Origin of the sequence: Murinocardiopsis flavida, from assembly GCF_003014485.1 — a bacterium.
Classification (GTDB): domain Bacteria; phylum Actinomycetota; class Actinomycetes; order Streptosporangiales; family Streptosporangiaceae; genus Murinocardiopsis; species Murinocardiopsis flavida.
Genome location: NZ_PYGA01000032.1, coordinates 1 through 14,737 on the forward strand (window position 1 = coordinate 1; position 14,737 = coordinate 14,737).

Genomic DNA, 14,737 nt, shown 5'->3' on the forward strand with positions numbered 1-14,737 from the left:
GCAGGCCTGGTGGGACGGCGGCACCACCGACCTTTCCAACGCCCAGCCGCTGTGCCGGGCGCACAACCTGGAAAAGGAACACCGCCGGGCCCGCACCCATCACCGCCGCCAGACGACCACCCGTCCACCACCGGGTCAGGACACCGGGCGCCCACCCGGCCAACCCCCCGCATCACCAGGAGGGGGCACCGACCCACCCGGGCACCCACCCGCCGCACCCTGACCCCCCACCACCATGACCCGCCGGGACCCCCACCCCGGCGGGCCACACCCACGCCCAAACCTGCCCGGTCCAAGACGCTGACCCGCGCATCGGTGCGGGACGCCGCAACGCGGCGGTCCAACCGACCTACCCCATGCGCTGCGATGGTCTACCGCGCCCTCAGGCCCCCGCCTCCACCGCCCCGTCTCCCGCCCGGCCCCCGCGCACCCGACCGAAGCAACCGGAGCCCGACCCCTTGCCACCTCAGGTGCAGCCTTTCCCCACCGCGCACCCGCACTCCGCCCTGGGACAACCCCGCCCGGCAGGCCCGGCAGGCCCGGCAGGCCCGGCAGACCCGGCAGACCCGGCGACGCAAGAGCTGACGTTCCCGTTACTGCTCGATTCCGTTCACGGTGATCGAAGCGCAGGTGACTCTGAACTGGTTGTCATCGGTCAGCAGCCAGATCTCGGCCTGACAGCGCCCGTCGGCCTTCTCGAGGTGTATCTCACTGACCTCGGCGCGATACCACGGCTTCCCGTCCAGGTCGAAGAAGCGGAACTCGCTCACCTCGTGAAATGTCAGCTGATGCGTCGTGAGCTGCTCGTCCTCCGGCAAATCGGAATCGATCACATAGATCGACAACGTGACGCGATGCGACAGCACGTCGAACTGCACCGATTCGAGCTGGCCTCCCCACAAATCGGCGGTGCCGATGCCGATACCCGTCATGATCCCCCTTTGAGCTTGGTGACGATGGCGGCGATCTCGTCGGGTGAACCGTCGACCAGGTCCATGTGGCTCGCCGCCCTGTCGCTGGTGGGTACACCATTCTTGTCCACGGCGCCCTTGTTCCCCGCGCTGATCCGGAAATAGGGCTTCAGGTGCCGCGCGTTTCCCTCGGTGCCTTGCATGATCCGAATGGTGATCGGTTGGTTCTTCTTGTAGGGCACCTTGATGTTCCAGCCGCCCTTGGCCAGTTTGGCCTCGGCACCGGGGATCTTCGACAGCACGCTGTCCTTGGCGTCGTCGACCTGCTTCGCGACCTTCGCCGCAGTGGAACACGGGTCCTCTGGAGTCGGATCGTCGTTGTGGACCAGGAGTTCCTGCCCGCTCTCACCGGCATAGTAGGTGTGCAGGTCGGCGATTGTGAGGTTGTGGACCGCCTGGTCGGCGGCGGTGCGGGTGCCGACGGCACGGACCTCGGCCCATTCGCCCTCGGCGGTGCGCAGCCGGTCGCCCGGGCGGAGGTCGTCGGCGTCGATCCACTCGGCGCTGTCCGGCGACCAGAACGGGTGCTCGCCGGTGGCGGTGAGGCGGGAAACCGATCCGTCGCCGCTGATCACTGTGAGGGCGACCAGGGCCTTCTTCCCCGAACCTTCGATCAGGTCGGTGACGGGCCGAGAGCCCTCCTCGCCGGTGCGCGGGTCGAAGGCGAGGACCTTATCGCCGACGGCGACGTCCTCGATGGGCACATGGGTGCCGTCGGCCATCAAGACGGGGGTGCCCGGCAGGAAGCTGTTCTTCTTACCGCCGGCCCGCGTGCAGCGCTGCTTGCGCTTCTTCTTGAGGGCGTCGAGCTTCTTCTTCTGCTTGTTGAGGCGGTCGTTGGCCTTGTCGAGCGCCTTGGACGCCTTGCGCATCTTGTTGAAGGCGCTGATGGCCTTGGGGACCTTCGTGAGGGCCCGGGCGGCCTTGAAGACGCCCAGCGACCCCGCGGCGGTCTTCGCGCAGGCGATGATGTCGCCCTCGGTGAAGCACTTCTTCGCGTCCGTGGCACCGATCATGTCCGAGAGGATCGCGAGGAGTTCCTCGTCGAACCCGTCGGCATCCGCCTGCGCCCTCTTCTGCGCCCGCTTGAGCCTGTCGTACTCCTTCTGGGCGTCCTTGAGCTTCTTGTCCGCCGCGGGGTCCGCCGCAGGGCCGCCGCCGGACGGGGAGGCCGCCTCAGTGGGGTCGTCGGCTCCGGACCCGCCGGGGTCGGCGGCCGATCCGCCGGAGCCTCCGTTCTCGCCGCCGCCCTTCTTGTCGTCGCAGTGGCCCGCGTCGTAGAGCTCGCACACCGCGCCGGTCACCGCTGGGGTGACCGCGCTCGGCAGGCCACCGGCGATCAACGCGGCGGCAATCGTGCTGATCAGGACGACGACGGCGGCGTACTCGAGGATGCTCGCGCCGGACTCGGCGCGCCGAACCCAGCGCATCGGCTCTCGCTTTCATGAGGGGGGCGGCTTCATTAGGGGGAGCCGGGTGCGATCCGGTGGGCGCAGCCTCGGGAGGGGTGTCGAGGACGCGCGACCAGGGGCGAGGGGGCGCAGTGGCTTCCGTTGTGTCGGCGGGTGGGGGCGGGGCATCGGTGCAGGTCGCCGCGCTCCGTTCGGGGAAAGGGCATGTCGGGCATTGGCGATCGAAGTACGGTAACGCTTCACGATCCGACCGGACAGGTGCGTGAGTCACTACTCCGGTATGACGATTTGCGGGTCCCGAATGTGACTTCTGGGACTTCAGCCAGGGTGCGGGGCGGTCGCGGAGGTCAGGCGGAGTCGGGTGTGTACTCCGTGGGCTGCCAGCGGGGGACGTAGGCGAAGGCGTCGAACGCGTCGAAGACCGGCGCGCCGGTGAACCGCTCCTGGCTCCGCATCTGCTGGAACGTGGCGGCGTCGGTGACGTGGGGGCGGGCGGCCCGCAGGTCGGCGACCGTCAGCGCCGCACCGGACGCGTGGGACGCGGCGAACGCGGTCTCGACGCTGCCTTCGACGGGCGTCTCGGCGTCGAGCCGCCGCGGGATGTAGCCGGTCGGCGAGTCCGGGTCGAACTCCCCGCCGAGCACGGTTCCGGCGCCTCCGGTGACGCCGATCGCGACGTAGTCCGCGCCGAGCGCCTCGCGCAGCGCGTACCCGGCGGGGAACAGCCCCGCGGGCCCGTCGTGGGCGACCTCGGTCGTGCGGATGTGGACATTGTGCAGGCCGAGGACGACGCGGGTCCCCGGTCCGCCCTCGTCGAGCCGGTTCAGGACCGCTTCGGCCATGAACGCGTCGAGCGAGGTGGTCCCGATCGCGAGCCCGGTCCCTGCGATGTCGCGGTGCAGGTGGTCGAGCTGCCGGGCGGCGGCGAGGAGGCCCATGGCGGCGCGGTGCGCGGTCCCGCGGCCCTGCGCCTTCTGGTGCGCCGGCATGCTCTCCATCCGGGCACGGAGGCGGCTCAGGTCCGCCGTCAGCGCGTCCCTGGCCGCGGTGTCGAGTGCGCGGTACGCCATGAACGCACCCATGGGCGGGCTGCCGTGGAAGGCACGTGCCGTGTCGAGGGCCCGCTCCGCCAGGGGGACGGCGTCGGGGTCGGCCGTCCGCAGGTAGTCGGTCAGCTCCGCCAACTCCTCCAGTGGCGAGCCCCCGCCGGAGCCGGCCACGACGCCGAGGAACCGAAGGGGGCGGGCCGCGGTCGTGTTGTGGGCGCGCATCCAGTCGAGGGTGTCGTCCATCACGGCGCATTGGAGCAGTTCCATGTCCGCGGCGCCGACGTACTCCCGGAGGATGCCGGGTGCGCTCCTGACCCAGGCGTCGACCGTCCGCGCCCCGGTGTAGGCGGCCTCGAAGGCGTAGTCGGTGAAGCCGCAGCGTTCGACCAGGAACCGGAGCACGCGGTGGCGCAGTCGGTAGAACTCCTGGACGTGGTGGGCGCTCTCGCCGATGGCGACCACCCGGGCGTCGCCGACGAGTTCCCGCAGCGGTTCGAGGTCGTCCAGTGGGGCCGCGGGGTCGAGGGTGTCGACGGTGGTCGCGTTCTCTTTGATCCAGGCCGCGAGGTTCTGTTCGGGCATAGGTGCAGGTCGATCCGTACGAATAGACAAGGAAGCAAATAACTCTTACAAGTTGTCAAAATTAACGAACTCTGACAGTAACGTCAAGGAACGGTAGGATCCGCCTGATGTCCCAGGTCAACGGTCCCGATTCCCGCCGGCGCCGCCGGTCCGACGCCGAGCGCAGCCGCACGGCCGTCCTCGACGCCGCCACCCGGCTCCTCGGCGAACGGCCGAACGCGAGCCTCGGCGACATCGCCGAGGCGGCCGGGGTCACCCGCCAGACCGTGTACGCGCACTACGCCTCGCGCGACGCCCTGATCACCGCTGTCGCCTCCCACGTCACCGGCCGGCTCCTCGCCGCCATGGACGCCGTCGAACCCGACCGGGGCCCGGCAGTGCCCGCACTGCTGCGGCTGCTGGACGCCGCGTGGACGGCCGCGGGGTGGTACCCGGCCATGCCCGAGGACACCGTCCCGACCCCGCCGGAGTCGCATGAACTGCACCGGCCCATCACCGAGCGGTTCATGCGGGTCGTGCAACGGGGACAGGAGAGCGGCGAGATCGACCGCCGATGGCAGCCCCGCTGGCTCGCCACCGTCGTCATCGGGCTCGCGCACACAGCGGGCGAAGAGGCCGAGGCCGGACGCATGGGCAGCGACGACGCGGTGGCCGCCCTGCACGACGCCGTACGCCGCCTGCTCGCCCCAAGCCCGCTGACCTAGCGGGCGAGGGAGCGCCTTCCGGACTTCGTGAGCCTTCGATGGCGAAGGAGGCGAAGGAGGCGAAAGAGGTGACGGAGGCTGCCGCAGGGTGCTTCGCCGCCGCGGTGGCAGCCTCTGTCTGCTCCTGCCACTGCGCCTGATCCGCTGCCCTGCCTCGGGTCGGCCGCCTCCGCCTCAGCCCGTACTGCCCAGGTCGGCGGTGCGCTGGTCGCCACCCTCGGGCCCGGCGTCCTCCTCGGCCACCGGCGCGACCGGCTCCTCGGACTCCGGGCGCCGCCGCAGCAGCGCCGCCCAGCGTCCCCTCGGGCCCCGCTCGCGGCCGCCGATACTGACCCCGGTGACCTCGGTGCCCGGCTTCTCCGCGGCTCTGACCGCCGCATGCGACACCGGCAGGACGGCGCCGCCGCGCGACGGCTCCGGGAGGTCCGCCAGCTCCGGGAGCAGGCCCAGCGCGGAGAACGCCGACGGCAGGACGACCGACGCCGCGGCGGCGTAGCCGCGCGCCGACGGGTGGAACCGGTCGGGCCCGAACATCACATCGGGGTGCGCCACGAACTCGTCGGCGAGGAGGTCGGTCAGCGACACGGTGCGGCCGCCCTCCTCGACCACGCCGATGGTCTGCGCGGCGGCGAGCTGCCGCGACCAGCGGCGCACCAGGAAGCGCAGCGGCTGCCAGACCGGCTGCACACTCCCGAGGTCCGGGCAGGTCGCCACGACCACCTCGGCCCCCATCTGGACGAGTTCGCGGACCGTGTGCTGGAGGTGCCGCACCGAGTCGGCCGGGCGCATGCGGTGGATGACGTCGTTGGCGCCGATGAAGACGACCACCAGATCGGGCGGCAGCCGCCGCACCTTGACGGTCTGCTTGTGCAGGTCCTTGGAGGTGGCGCCGATGACGGCGACGTCGCGCAGCCGCACGGGGCGGTCGGCCGCGGCGGAGAGGCCGGTGGCGAGCAGCGCGCCGGGGGTCAGCAGGGGATCGGGGACGGCGAACCCCTTGGCGGTGGAGTCGCCCATCATGACGAATTGGATGGGGTCGCCGTCGCCGGACCCGTACCGGCCGTTCACGCGCGGCGGCTGCCACTCGGTGAACCCGACGGCCTTGTGCGCGATCTTGGCCTGGAGGTAGAGGAGCGCGACGGTGCTCGCTCCGAGGACGGTCAGCCCGCCGCCGCCGAAGGCGGTGGCCGTGGCGATCCTGCTGGCCCGTGCGGCACGCAGCACCATGTGATCTGCCTCCCCTGGCAGCTCGCTACCCACCAGTAAGGTTACGTCAGACCTTCGCCGGAACAGGGGAGGTACAACAGGAAGAACTGCTGAACAACCACCGAAGCAGCCACCGAAGCAGCCACCGAGACAGCCATCGAGACAACCGTCGATAGGGGCCGACCCGTGCGTGTGTACAACTCTCTGATCGACCTGGTGGGCGACACCCCACTGGTACGCCTGAACAAGGTCGCCGCCGGGCTCGCGCCCACCGTCGTCGCCAAGGTCGAGTACTTCAACCCCGGCGGGTCGGTGAAGGACCGCATCGCGCTGCGCATGGTCGAGGACGCCGAGAAGAAGGGGCTGATCAAGCCCGGCGGCACCATCGTCGAACCCACATCGGGCAACACGGGTGTCGGCCTGGCGATCGTGGCGGCGGAGAAGGGCTACCGCTGCGTCTTCGTCTGCCCCGACAAGGTGGGCTCCGACAAGCTCTCGGTCCTGCGCGCCTACGGCGCCGAGGTGGTCGTCTGCCCGACCACGGTCGCCCCCGACCACCCCGAGTCCTACTACTCGGTGTCTGACCGGCTCGCGTCGACCATCCCCGGCGCGTGGAAGCCCGACCAGTACGCGAACCAGAACAACCCCGAATCCCACTACGCCACCACCGGCCCTGAGATCTGGGAGCAGACCGAGGGACGCGTCACGCACTTCATCGCGGGCATCGGCACCGGCGGGACCATCACGGGCACGGGCCGCTACCTCAAGGAGGTCTCCAACGGCGCGGTGCGCATCATCGGGGCGGACCCCGAGGGCTCCGTGTACTCCGGCGGCACCGGGCGGCCCTACCTGGTCGAGGGCGTGGGCGAGGACATCTGGCCCGAGACCTTCGACCCGGACATCTGCGACGAGGTCATCGCCGTCTCCGACAAGGAGTCGTTCCTCATGACCCGCCGGCTCGCCAAGGACGAGACGCTCCTGGTGGGCGGCTCTTGCGGGCTCGCGGTCGCCGCGGCGCTGCGCGTCGCCGAGCGGGCCGGGCCGGACGACGTGATCGTGGTGCTGCTGCCCGACGGCGGGCGCGGCTACCTCGGCAAGATCTTCAACGACGAGTGGATGGCCGACTACGGCTTCCTGAACACCGAGACCGAGGAGGCCACGGCGGGCGACGTGCTCACGGCCAAGGGCGGCGCGCTGCCGGAGTTCGTGCACGTCCACCCGGACGAGACGGTCGGCGCCGCGGTGTCGGTCCTGCGCGAGTACGGGGTCTCCCAGCTGCCGGTGATGAAGGAGGAGCCGCCGGTGATGGCGGCCGAGGTCGTCGGCGCCATCGCGGAACGCGACCTGCTCGACGCGCTGTTCAACGGCCGCGCGCAGATGGGCGACGAGCTGGAGCGGCACATGGGCGCCCCGCTGCCCGTGGTCGGTTCCGGCGAGCCCGTCAGCCGCTGCGTGGAGCTGCTGGAGCAGAGCGGGGCGGTGGTCGTCCTCCGCGACGGCAAGCCCGCCGGCCTGCTGACCCGCCAGGACCTGCTCACCCACCTGAGCCGCTGACCGCCCGTGCGTCCGCCGGACCCCCGGCGGACGCACCAGCGCCGCGGGCCGGGCGGCGGCACGGCAACCCGCCGGGACCGGCCGCCCCGGCAGCGGCGGACACGGTGGTGGACGCAGTGGCGCACACGGCAGCGGACTCAGCGGCGGGCGCAGTGGCGCACACGGCAGCGGACTCAGCGACGGACACGGCAGCGGACGCAGTGGCGGGGCCGCAGCGGCGGGCACGGCCGCGCAAGGGCGCCCGCCGGGGCCGCTCTCGGCCGCTGCGGCTAGGGTGCAGCGAATCGGCACGAACAGGTGGGGGAGCAACCGTTGTCGCGGCTGGTCTCATGGATGGTCCGCGCGGTGTGGGGCTGGGCGCGGCGGCACGCCGATGTGCGCGCGGGATCGCGCGCGGCGCGCAGGTTCGCCGCCTACGGCGACGGGACGTCCCTCGCGTTCCCGCCGGCGACGGTCTTCGGCGAGCCCTGGATCGAGATCGGCGCGCACACCCTCATCGGCGGCGACATCACCCTCTGCGCCGGCATGGTCCCCGGCCTCGACCTCGGCCCGGAACCGCTGATCCGTATCGGCGACGGCTGCACCATCGGCAGGGGCTCGCACCTCGTCGCGCACGCCCGCATCGATCTCGGCGACGACGTGTTCACCGGCCCTTACGTCTACATCACCGACCAGAACCACGTGTACGCCGACACGTCGGTGCCCGTCGGCCGCCAGTGGCCCGCCGACGACCCCGTCGCCATCGGCTCGGGGACGTGGATCGGCGCGAACGCCGTGGTGCTGCCCGGTGTCCGACTCGGCCGCAACTGCGTGGTCGCCGCGAGCTCGGTGGTCCGGCCCGGGACCTACCCGGACAACAGCGTCATCGCGGGCGTCCCCGGGCGCATCGTGCGGCGCTACGAGCCCGAAGCCGGCTGGGTCCCCCCGCTGCGCGGCAGCATGCGCGACCAGGGCGACGGCGGCGCCGGGAGCGAGCCCGTGGCGCCGCCCGAGGTGTGAACGCGCCGCGCGGCGGCGCTGGGCCCCGGCGTCCCCGGGGCGGCACTACCCTGGCCCACATGACGCATCAGGGATTTGAGACGCTCGCGATCCACGCAGGTCAGGAGGCCGACGCCGCGACCGGAGCCGTAGTCGTGCCCATCTACGCCACCAGCACCTACCGGCAGGACGGCGTGGGCGGGATGCGCGGTGGATACGAGTACTCGCGCACCGGCAACCCCACCCGTGCGGCGCTCGAAGAGTGCATGGCCGCCCTGGAGGCCGGGGCGCGCGGGCTCGCGTTCGCGTCGGGCATGGCCGCCGAGGACACCCTGCTGCGCACCATCGCCAAGCCCGGCGACCACGTGATCATCCCGGGCGACGCCTACGGCGGCACGTTCCGGCTGTTCGCGAAGGTCCTGACCCGCTGGGGCGTCGACTTCGACGCCGTCCCGCTGTCGGACCTCGCGGCGGTGCGCGAGGCCGTCCGCCCGGAGACGGTCGCGGTCTGGGCCGAGACCCCGACCAACCCGCTGTTGAACATCGCCGACATCGACGCGCTCGCCGAGATCGCGCACGGCAGTGGTGCGCTCCTCGTCGTCGACAACACCTTCGCGTCGCCCTACCTCCAGCGCCCCATCGGCCTCGGCGCCGACGTGGTCGTGCACTCCACCACCAAGTACCTGGGCGGGCACTCCGACGTGGTGGGCGGCGCGCTCGTCGTCGCCGACCCCGCACTGGGGGAGCAGCTGGCCTTCCACCAGAACACCATGGGCGCGACAGCGGGCCCCTTCGACGCCTGGCTGACCCTGCGCGGCATCAAGACACTGGGGGTGCGCATGGACCGCCACTGCGCCAACGCCGAGCGGGTGGTGGAGCTGCTGACCGCCCACCCGGCCGTTGCGCAGGTGTACTACCCGGGGCTGGCCGAACACCCCGGTCACAAGATCGCCGAGCAGCAGATGAGCGCGTTCGGCGGGATGGTGTCGTTCCGGGTGCGCGGCGGCGAGGAGGCCGCGCTCAAGGTCTGCGACCGCGCCCGGGTGTTCACCCTGGCGGAGTCGCTTGGCGGGGTGGAGTCGCTCATCGAGCACCCCGGCCGGATGACGCACGCGTCGACGGCGGGTTCGCCGCTCGAAGTGCCCGCCGACCTGGTGCGGATCTCGGTCGGCATCGAGGCGGCCGACGACCTGCTCGCCGACTTGAGCCAGGCCCTCGACGCCTGAACCAGGTCGCACCAGGCCCCTGGACGCCTTGAATCAGGTTGAGCCGGGCCCGGGCCCCTGAAGTACTGGGCGCCTGGATTGCCGGGCGCCTGGATTGCCGGGCGCCTGGATTGCCTGACGCCTGAATTGCCTGACACCTGGATTTGCCGGACGCCTGAATTGAGAGAGGAGGCCGTGCCCGGCCTCCCGGCCCCGACCGGCGCTGGACAGCAGGCCGGTCGGGTCGAGGCTCCCGTGCTCCACCGGAAGGGCCGGGGGCCTCGTTGTGCGTCATGGTGCGTCATGCGCCGCCGGAGCGGCGGTACTGCTGTGCTGCTCGTGCTGCGGCCGTGCGGTCGCGGTCCTGGTCCTGTCCTAGTCCCAGTCCTAGGCCGCGATCCGGTGGTCCGGTCGGCCGCCGGGCGCCTCTTTTTCCAGCTCATCGAGGTCGATCGAGTCGGCGAGGCTGTCGATGTTGCGGAAGTTCAGGTTGACCAGCATTCGCCCTGAGTGCGATAGGGCGCCGCTCTCCGACGAGTGCCGGAGCCCGCGGTATCCGCCGCGGCGGTCTTCGCGCTTCATCCCGATGGACACTGCCGTCAGGAATCCGAAAGCCAGACCGAGGAGTATCAGTCCGGTAATCACCACCATGATCGCCATGGTCCTCTCCTCCACTTTGTCCTCCCAGGTCGCGGGAGGTCGGGGGTTCGTGGGCCGGCGGTGCGGGTGAGACGACCTCGTCTTCACTATCCAGGCATCTCCGCGGAACCCACGCGAACGGTCGCACGTTCGACCGTTTGTGCTGCTCTCACTCTCACTCCCTGGTCTACTGGGTATAGAGTGAGTGCAGGCTAACTGAATGGACTTGTTGGTACAGGCTTGCATACCCCAAACAGGAGACGGTTATGCCGGAAGAGAGCAGATATCGGCAAATCGCTCGTGACCTCCGAAAGCGGATCCAGGACGGCGAACTCACCTCAGGCGACCGCCTCCCGTCCGAGAAGGAGCTAGAGGACGAGTTCGGCGCGTCGCGCAACACCATCCGCCTCGCGCTCGGCACCCTGCGCAATCAGGGACTGGTCGAGAGCCGGGCGGGGCGCGGCACCTTCGTGCAGCAGGTCATCCCCATGACCTTCCACGCGTCCCTCGCCACGCGGCGCACGCCCGAGGCACCCGAGGACTCCGGCGACATCGAGGACGTCGAGTTCGCCGAGCTGGGCGGGCAGACCCGCGCGTTCGCCGAGCTCCTCATCCAGAGCGCCACACCCGAGATCGCAAGCCGCCTCCGGGTGGACGAAGGCTCGATGGTCGTGGTCCGGCGCACCTTCCGCTACGTCGACGACCGCTCCGCCTCGGTCGAGACCTCGTACTACCCGATGGACATCGCCCAACGGACCGAACTGATGCTGCCCGAGGACATCGGGCGCGGCGCACTGCACGTCCTGCACGAACTCGGCTACACCCAGGTCGGCTACGTCGACGAGCTCCGGTCGCGCATGCCAACGCCCGAGGAGGCCCAGCAGCTCGAACTCCCGCCCGGGATCCCCGTCATGGAGCTGTACCGCACGGGGTTCTCCAAGAACAGGGCCATCCGGCTGTCCTGGACCGTGTTCGCCGGCAATGGCATCCGATTCCAGTACGAGATCGGCGACATCGCCGCCTACCACGCGGAGTGACACCGCTCCCGCACCCACCCGTCCCGACCGCCCCGTCCGCACGAAGGGGACGACAATGCACCCGATCAGGAATTCAACGAGGACTTCCTTGGCGAACGCGCTCCGCGGCGCGATCCAGAGGGGTGAGTACCCGCCCAACGAGTGGCTGCCCAACGAGGGCCGACTCGCAGAGGAGTTCCAGGTCTCGCGGGGGACGGTGCGGGCGGCACTGAAGATCCTGGAGAACGAGGGGCGTATCGGCATGCGGCAGGGCCGCGGCGTGTACGTCCGCGACTTCCGCCCCATCGTGCACCTCGCCGCCCAGGTGCCCGGCGGCACCGACGCCGAGCGGTTCACCGACGGCTACGCCCCCCAGCTGCGCGAGGCCGGCTACGACCGCATCAGCGAGTCGATCGAGGTCCAGCTCGAAACCATGCGGCCCAAGGTCGCCAAGCGTTTCGGGCTCCCCGCCGAGGCGGAGCACAACGGCTCGCCGCAGGACCGACTCGTCGTGCTGCGGCAGTGCGACCGGTTCGTCGACGGCAGGCTGTGGGAGCGCCAGATCACCCACTATCCGTACAGCATCGCTGCCGAGACCGAACTGATGTCGCCCGAGCACATCACCGACGGCATCGACCAGGTACTGGGCCGCCTCGGCTACACCGAGGACTGGTCGTGGGACATCGTGGGGGCGCGCATGCCCAGCCCCCGCGAGGTGGAGTCGTTCGGAGTCGGGCACGGCATCCCGCTGCTCGTGCAGGAGCGGGTCGCCTACGCCGGCGACCGCGTCACCCGGTTCACCGAGACCACCATGCCCGCGGACCGCCACCAGCTGCTCTACGCCGGCGGCGACGCACCGGCCGAGCTGCTCCTCCTGGCGTCCGACGTCAGCATCTTCGAGCGTTAGGGGCGTTCAGCGTTAGGGGTTTCGAGAGTTTGGGGCTTTGGGTGTTTGGGGCTTTGGGCGTTACGGGCACTGCCATCGGCTTGGGGAGATTGACCTGAGGTGATTGAGGAGGCGGTGCGCTCTACGCCCCGCCGTCATCCCTGCGACGTTGAAGGCTGCCGCTCTGCGCGAAGCGCGAGCGGGCACGAAGCACCACGGCCCGCCTTGACGTCCAGACCCCGGGCACATGACCGGAGGGAACACTCCGGCGTGGTGCTTCGTGCCGCCGGGTGCTCCGCATCCGCGGCGGCAACGCCCCCTTCACCCGAGGGCGCCAGGGCCGTGAGAACACACTCGCACCCGTTACTTCAACGGCATTGGTGTCAGGGGTGCTGCCGCCGGGCGAGGTAGTCGAGGACCACCGCCGCACCCAGCCGCTCCGGCGCGGCGTGCACCACGCGCCCCCCGTTGCGGCGCGCGAGCGATGCCGCGAACCCCGCGGGGCCGGGTGCCTCGTCCAGCAGGAAGACGGTGATCACGGCGCCGCGCCGGGTCATCCGGTCGACCTCGGCGAACGTGAGCTCGGCCGTGCGCGGCACCGGCGGCCACGCGAACGACGCTGCGCCGTCGCGCTCCAGGTGCGCCGTCGGCTCGCCGTCGGTCACCACCAGGACCACCGGCGTGAAACCGGGATGCCGGTCGACGTGCCGCCCGGCGATCAGCAGCGCGTGGTGCAGGTTGGTGCCCTGCACCGGCTCGAACGCCAGGTCGACCAGGTCCTTCGGCGGCACCTCGCGCGCGTGGTCGTTGAACGCGACCACCTGCACGGCGTCCTGCGGGTAGCGGGTCTCGACCAGCGCGTGCAGCGCCATGGCGGTGCGCTTCGCCGCGCCCGCCAGCCCGCCCTGCCGCATCGAGTACGACACGTCCACCAGCAGGCTGACGGCGGCGGCGCGCCGCTGCTCCGCCTCGGCGACCTCGAAGTCCCGCGGGCCGAGGCGCAGCGGCGCGCCGGGCGCCGAGCGCGCGACGGCGTTGCGGACCGTGCGCACGGCGTCGATGGGACGCTCGTCGCCGAACGACCACGGCCGGGTCGAACCGGTGGGTTCGCCCGAGGGCCCGGGGTCCGACCCGCTGTGCGCGCCCGCCCGCTGCGCGGCGACGGGCCGGACGTCGCCGAGGACCTCGCGCAGCGCGGTCGCCCCGAGCCGCCGCAGGGCCTTCGGGGTCAGCCGCGGCCGCCCGCGCGAGCCGCCGAGGAGACCCTGGTCGCGCAGGTCCCGTTCGACGGAGCGGAGCCGGGCGAGGTCGTCGACCGCCCGGCGGCCCAGCGCGCGGCGCACGGCGTCCTCGTCCACGTCGGCGAGGTCGGCGCCGGGGTAGTGCTGCGCCAGCGCGCGTTCCACCTCAGCGAGGTCGGCGAGGTCGGCCAGCGCCGTGGTGGCGTCGCCCATGCCCAGCGGGGCGCTCCCCGCCATGTCCTCGGCACCCGACCAGGCGAGATCGGGGCGGCGCGCGCGCAGGGCGTCGCCGAGGCGCTGCACGTCCCGCGTGAGCCCCGCCTCGGCCATGGCCTGCGCCGACAGCGACAGCAGTGTGTCGCGCCGGTCCGGCGTGAGGGAGTCGAGGAGGCGCTGGGCGGCGGCCGAGCGGCGCGCCAGGACGTCGACCAGTTCGTCGAGGTCGCGGGGGCGACCGGGGGTGGTGGGGGAGCCGGGGACGCCGAGGGAGCCGGGGGTGGCGGCCGCGCTGGGTGAGTCGGCGGAGCCAGGGAGTTCGGGGGCGTCGGCCGAGCCGGGCGAATCGGCGGAGTCGGGGAGGTCGGGCAGTTCGGGCAGTTCGGGGAACAGGTCGCCGAACTCGGCCATGAACCGGTCGAAGTCGTCGGGGGTGTGCGCACCGCGCGCGTCGGCGTCGAGCATGGCGTTGAGCGCCGCGATCATCGACGCGACGCGCGCCATCTCCGCGGGGTCGGTGCCGGCGAGTGCGTCCTTGGCGCCCCGGAACCGGGAGTCGAGTACCTCCCGGCGCAGCAGGTCGCGCAGTGCCGCGTAGCTCGAACGGGCGGCGTCGGAGCGCCACGCGTAGTCGGCGAGGCGGCGGACCGCGGCAGCGGTGTCCGCGGGGAGCGCGCCGAGCTCCGCCTCGCGCAGCGCGGCGTCGTCACCGCCGACGGCGGCGAGGGCCGCGCGCTCCTGCGATACGGCCCGGTCGAGCAGTGCGCGCACACGCTCCAGCGTCCCGTCCAGGCGGCCGAGGGAGCGAAGCTCCGCGGTGCGCGTGCGCGCGCGTTCACGCAGGTCGTCGAGTCCGGGAAGGCCGTCGGTGCCGCGGTGCAGGAGCCGCCGCAGCGCGTCGCGGGGGCGGTCGCCGTCGATGACGGACCGGCCGAGGGCGTCGAGTGCCGCGCGGGTATCAGCGGGCGGGGCCAGCGGATCGGGTCCGGCGCGGTAGGGGCCGTAGCGGTACCGGGTCATCGGCTCCCCAACCATTCTCGCGCTCAGCGGGCGGCGGCCGCGCCGCGGCGGCCCGCCA

General features: G+C 71.7%; 12 protein-coding genes. 6 read left to right on the forward strand and 6 right to left on the reverse strand.

Annotation, left to right across the window (positions count from 1 at the left end; translation table 11 throughout):
• Window positions 1-593: 593 nt before the first annotated feature.
• The 3 genes from CLV63_RS29760 to CLV63_RS29770 form a co-directional block, all read right to left on the reverse strand.
• Entirely contained in the window at window positions 594-932 is a 339-nt protein-coding gene (locus tag CLV63_RS29760; protein WP_106586570.1) for a hypothetical protein, read from the reverse strand.
• Window positions 929-2,401: a Hint domain-containing protein gene (locus CLV63_RS29765; RefSeq protein WP_106586571.1), complete on the reverse strand. Its 1,473-nt coding sequence runs from the start codon at window positions 2,399-2,401 to the stop codon at window positions 929-931. The genes CLV63_RS29760 and CLV63_RS29765 overlap by 4 nt, the downstream gene beginning before the upstream one ends.
• A gap of 329 nt (window positions 2,402-2,730) precedes the next feature.
• On the reverse strand, window positions 2,731-4,014 hold the full coding sequence (locus CLV63_RS29770; RefSeq protein ID WP_106586572.1) for an erythromycin esterase family protein: 1,284 nt from the start codon (window positions 4,012-4,014) through the stop codon (window positions 2,731-2,733).
• Between the two features lie 107 nt (window positions 4,015-4,121).
• On the opposite strand from CLV63_RS29770, the gene CLV63_RS29775 reads away from it, so the two are divergent.
• Entirely contained in the window at window positions 4,122-4,718 is a 597-nt protein-coding gene (locus CLV63_RS29775; RefSeq protein WP_106586573.1) for a TetR/AcrR family transcriptional regulator, read from the forward strand.
• A gap of 174 nt (window positions 4,719-4,892) precedes the next feature.
• Here CLV63_RS29775 and CLV63_RS29780 read toward each other — a convergent pair whose 3' ends face one another.
• Window positions 4,893-5,945 carry an SGNH/GDSL hydrolase family protein gene (locus tag CLV63_RS29780; protein WP_106586574.1) on the reverse strand — a complete coding sequence of 351 codons (1,053 nt, stop codon included), beginning with the start codon at window positions 5,943-5,945 and terminating at the stop codon, window positions 4,893-4,895.
• A 165-nt stretch (window positions 5,946-6,110) separates the two neighbouring features.
• On the opposite strand from CLV63_RS29780, the gene CLV63_RS29785 reads away from it, so the two are divergent.
• The 3 genes from CLV63_RS29785 to CLV63_RS29795 all read left to right on the forward strand — a co-directional run bounded on the left by CLV63_RS29785 (window position 6,111) and on the right by CLV63_RS29795 (window position 9,682).
• Window positions 6,111-7,478: a cystathionine beta-synthase gene (locus CLV63_RS29785; protein ID WP_106586575.1), complete on the forward strand. Its 1,368-nt coding sequence runs from the start codon at window positions 6,111-6,113 to the stop codon at window positions 7,476-7,478.
• A gap of 312 nt (window positions 7,479-7,790) precedes the next feature.
• Entirely contained in the window at window positions 7,791-8,477 is a 687-nt protein-coding gene (locus CLV63_RS29790) for an acyltransferase (protein ID WP_170134377.1), read from the forward strand.
• A 59-nt stretch (window positions 8,478-8,536) separates the two neighbouring features.
• Window positions 8,537-9,682, forward strand: a complete 1,146-nt coding sequence (locus CLV63_RS29795; protein ID WP_106586577.1) for a cystathionine gamma-synthase — start codon at window positions 8,537-8,539, stop codon at window positions 9,680-9,682.
• 366 nt (window positions 9,683-10,048) lie between these two features.
• Here CLV63_RS29795 and CLV63_RS29800 read toward each other — a convergent pair whose 3' ends face one another.
• On the reverse strand, window positions 10,049-10,321 hold the full coding sequence (locus CLV63_RS29800; RefSeq protein ID WP_245929192.1) for a hypothetical protein: 273 nt from the start codon (window positions 10,319-10,321) through the stop codon (window positions 10,049-10,051).
• Between the two features lie 245 nt (window positions 10,322-10,566).
• Between CLV63_RS29800 and CLV63_RS29805 the strand changes: the two genes are divergently transcribed.
• Together CLV63_RS29805 and CLV63_RS29810 are read left to right on the forward strand one after the other, a co-directional pair.
• Window positions 10,567-11,337 carry a GntR family transcriptional regulator gene (locus tag CLV63_RS29805; protein WP_106586578.1) on the forward strand — a complete coding sequence of 257 codons (771 nt, stop codon included), beginning with the start codon at window positions 10,567-10,569 and terminating at the stop codon, window positions 11,335-11,337.
• Window positions 11,338-11,401: 64 nt separating this feature from the next.
• Window positions 11,402-12,223, forward strand: coding sequence for a GntR family transcriptional regulator (locus CLV63_RS29810; RefSeq protein WP_106586616.1), 822 nt, complete (start codon window positions 11,402-11,404; stop codon window positions 12,221-12,223).
• A 362-nt stretch (window positions 12,224-12,585) separates the two neighbouring features.
• Here CLV63_RS29810 and CLV63_RS29815 read toward each other — a convergent pair whose 3' ends face one another.
• Entirely contained in the window at window positions 12,586-14,679 is a 2,094-nt protein-coding gene (locus CLV63_RS29815; RefSeq protein ID WP_106586579.1) for a VWA domain-containing protein, read from the reverse strand.
• Window positions 14,680-14,737 lie beyond the last annotated feature (58 nt).

What these genes read in the sequence shown, in the direction of transcription:
- CLV63_RS29760 (WP_106586570.1), bottom strand. Translation starts at nt 932, where the DNA reads ATGACGGGTATCGGCATCGGCACCGCCGATTTGTGGGGAGGCCAGCTC.
- CLV63_RS29765 (WP_106586571.1), bottom strand. Translation starts at nt 2,401, where the DNA reads ATGCGCTGGGTTCGGCGCGCCGAGTCCGGCGCGAGCATCCTCGAGTAC.
- CLV63_RS29770 (WP_106586572.1), bottom strand. Translation starts at nt 4,014, where the DNA reads ATGCCCGAACAGAACCTCGCGGCCTGGATCAAAGAGAACGCGACCACC.
- CLV63_RS29775 (WP_106586573.1), top strand. Translation starts at nt 4,122, where the DNA reads ATGTCCCAGGTCAACGGTCCCGATTCCCGCCGGCGCCGCCGGTCCGAC.
- CLV63_RS29780 (WP_106586574.1), bottom strand. Translation starts at nt 5,945, where the DNA reads ATGGTGCTGCGTGCCGCACGGGCCAGCAGGATCGCCACGGCCACCGCC.
- CLV63_RS29795 (WP_106586577.1), top strand. Translation starts at nt 8,537, where the DNA reads ATGACGCATCAGGGATTTGAGACGCTCGCGATCCACGCAGGTCAGGAG.
- CLV63_RS29800 (WP_245929192.1), bottom strand. Translation starts at nt 10,321, where the DNA reads ATGGCGATCATGGTGGTGATTACCGGACTGATACTCCTCGGTCTGGCT.
- CLV63_RS29805 (WP_106586578.1), top strand. Translation starts at nt 10,567, where the DNA reads ATGCCGGAAGAGAGCAGATATCGGCAAATCGCTCGTGACCTCCGAAAG.
- CLV63_RS29815 (WP_106586579.1), bottom strand. Translation starts at nt 14,679, where the DNA reads ATGACCCGGTACCGCTACGGCCCCTACCGCGCCGGACCCGATCCGCTG.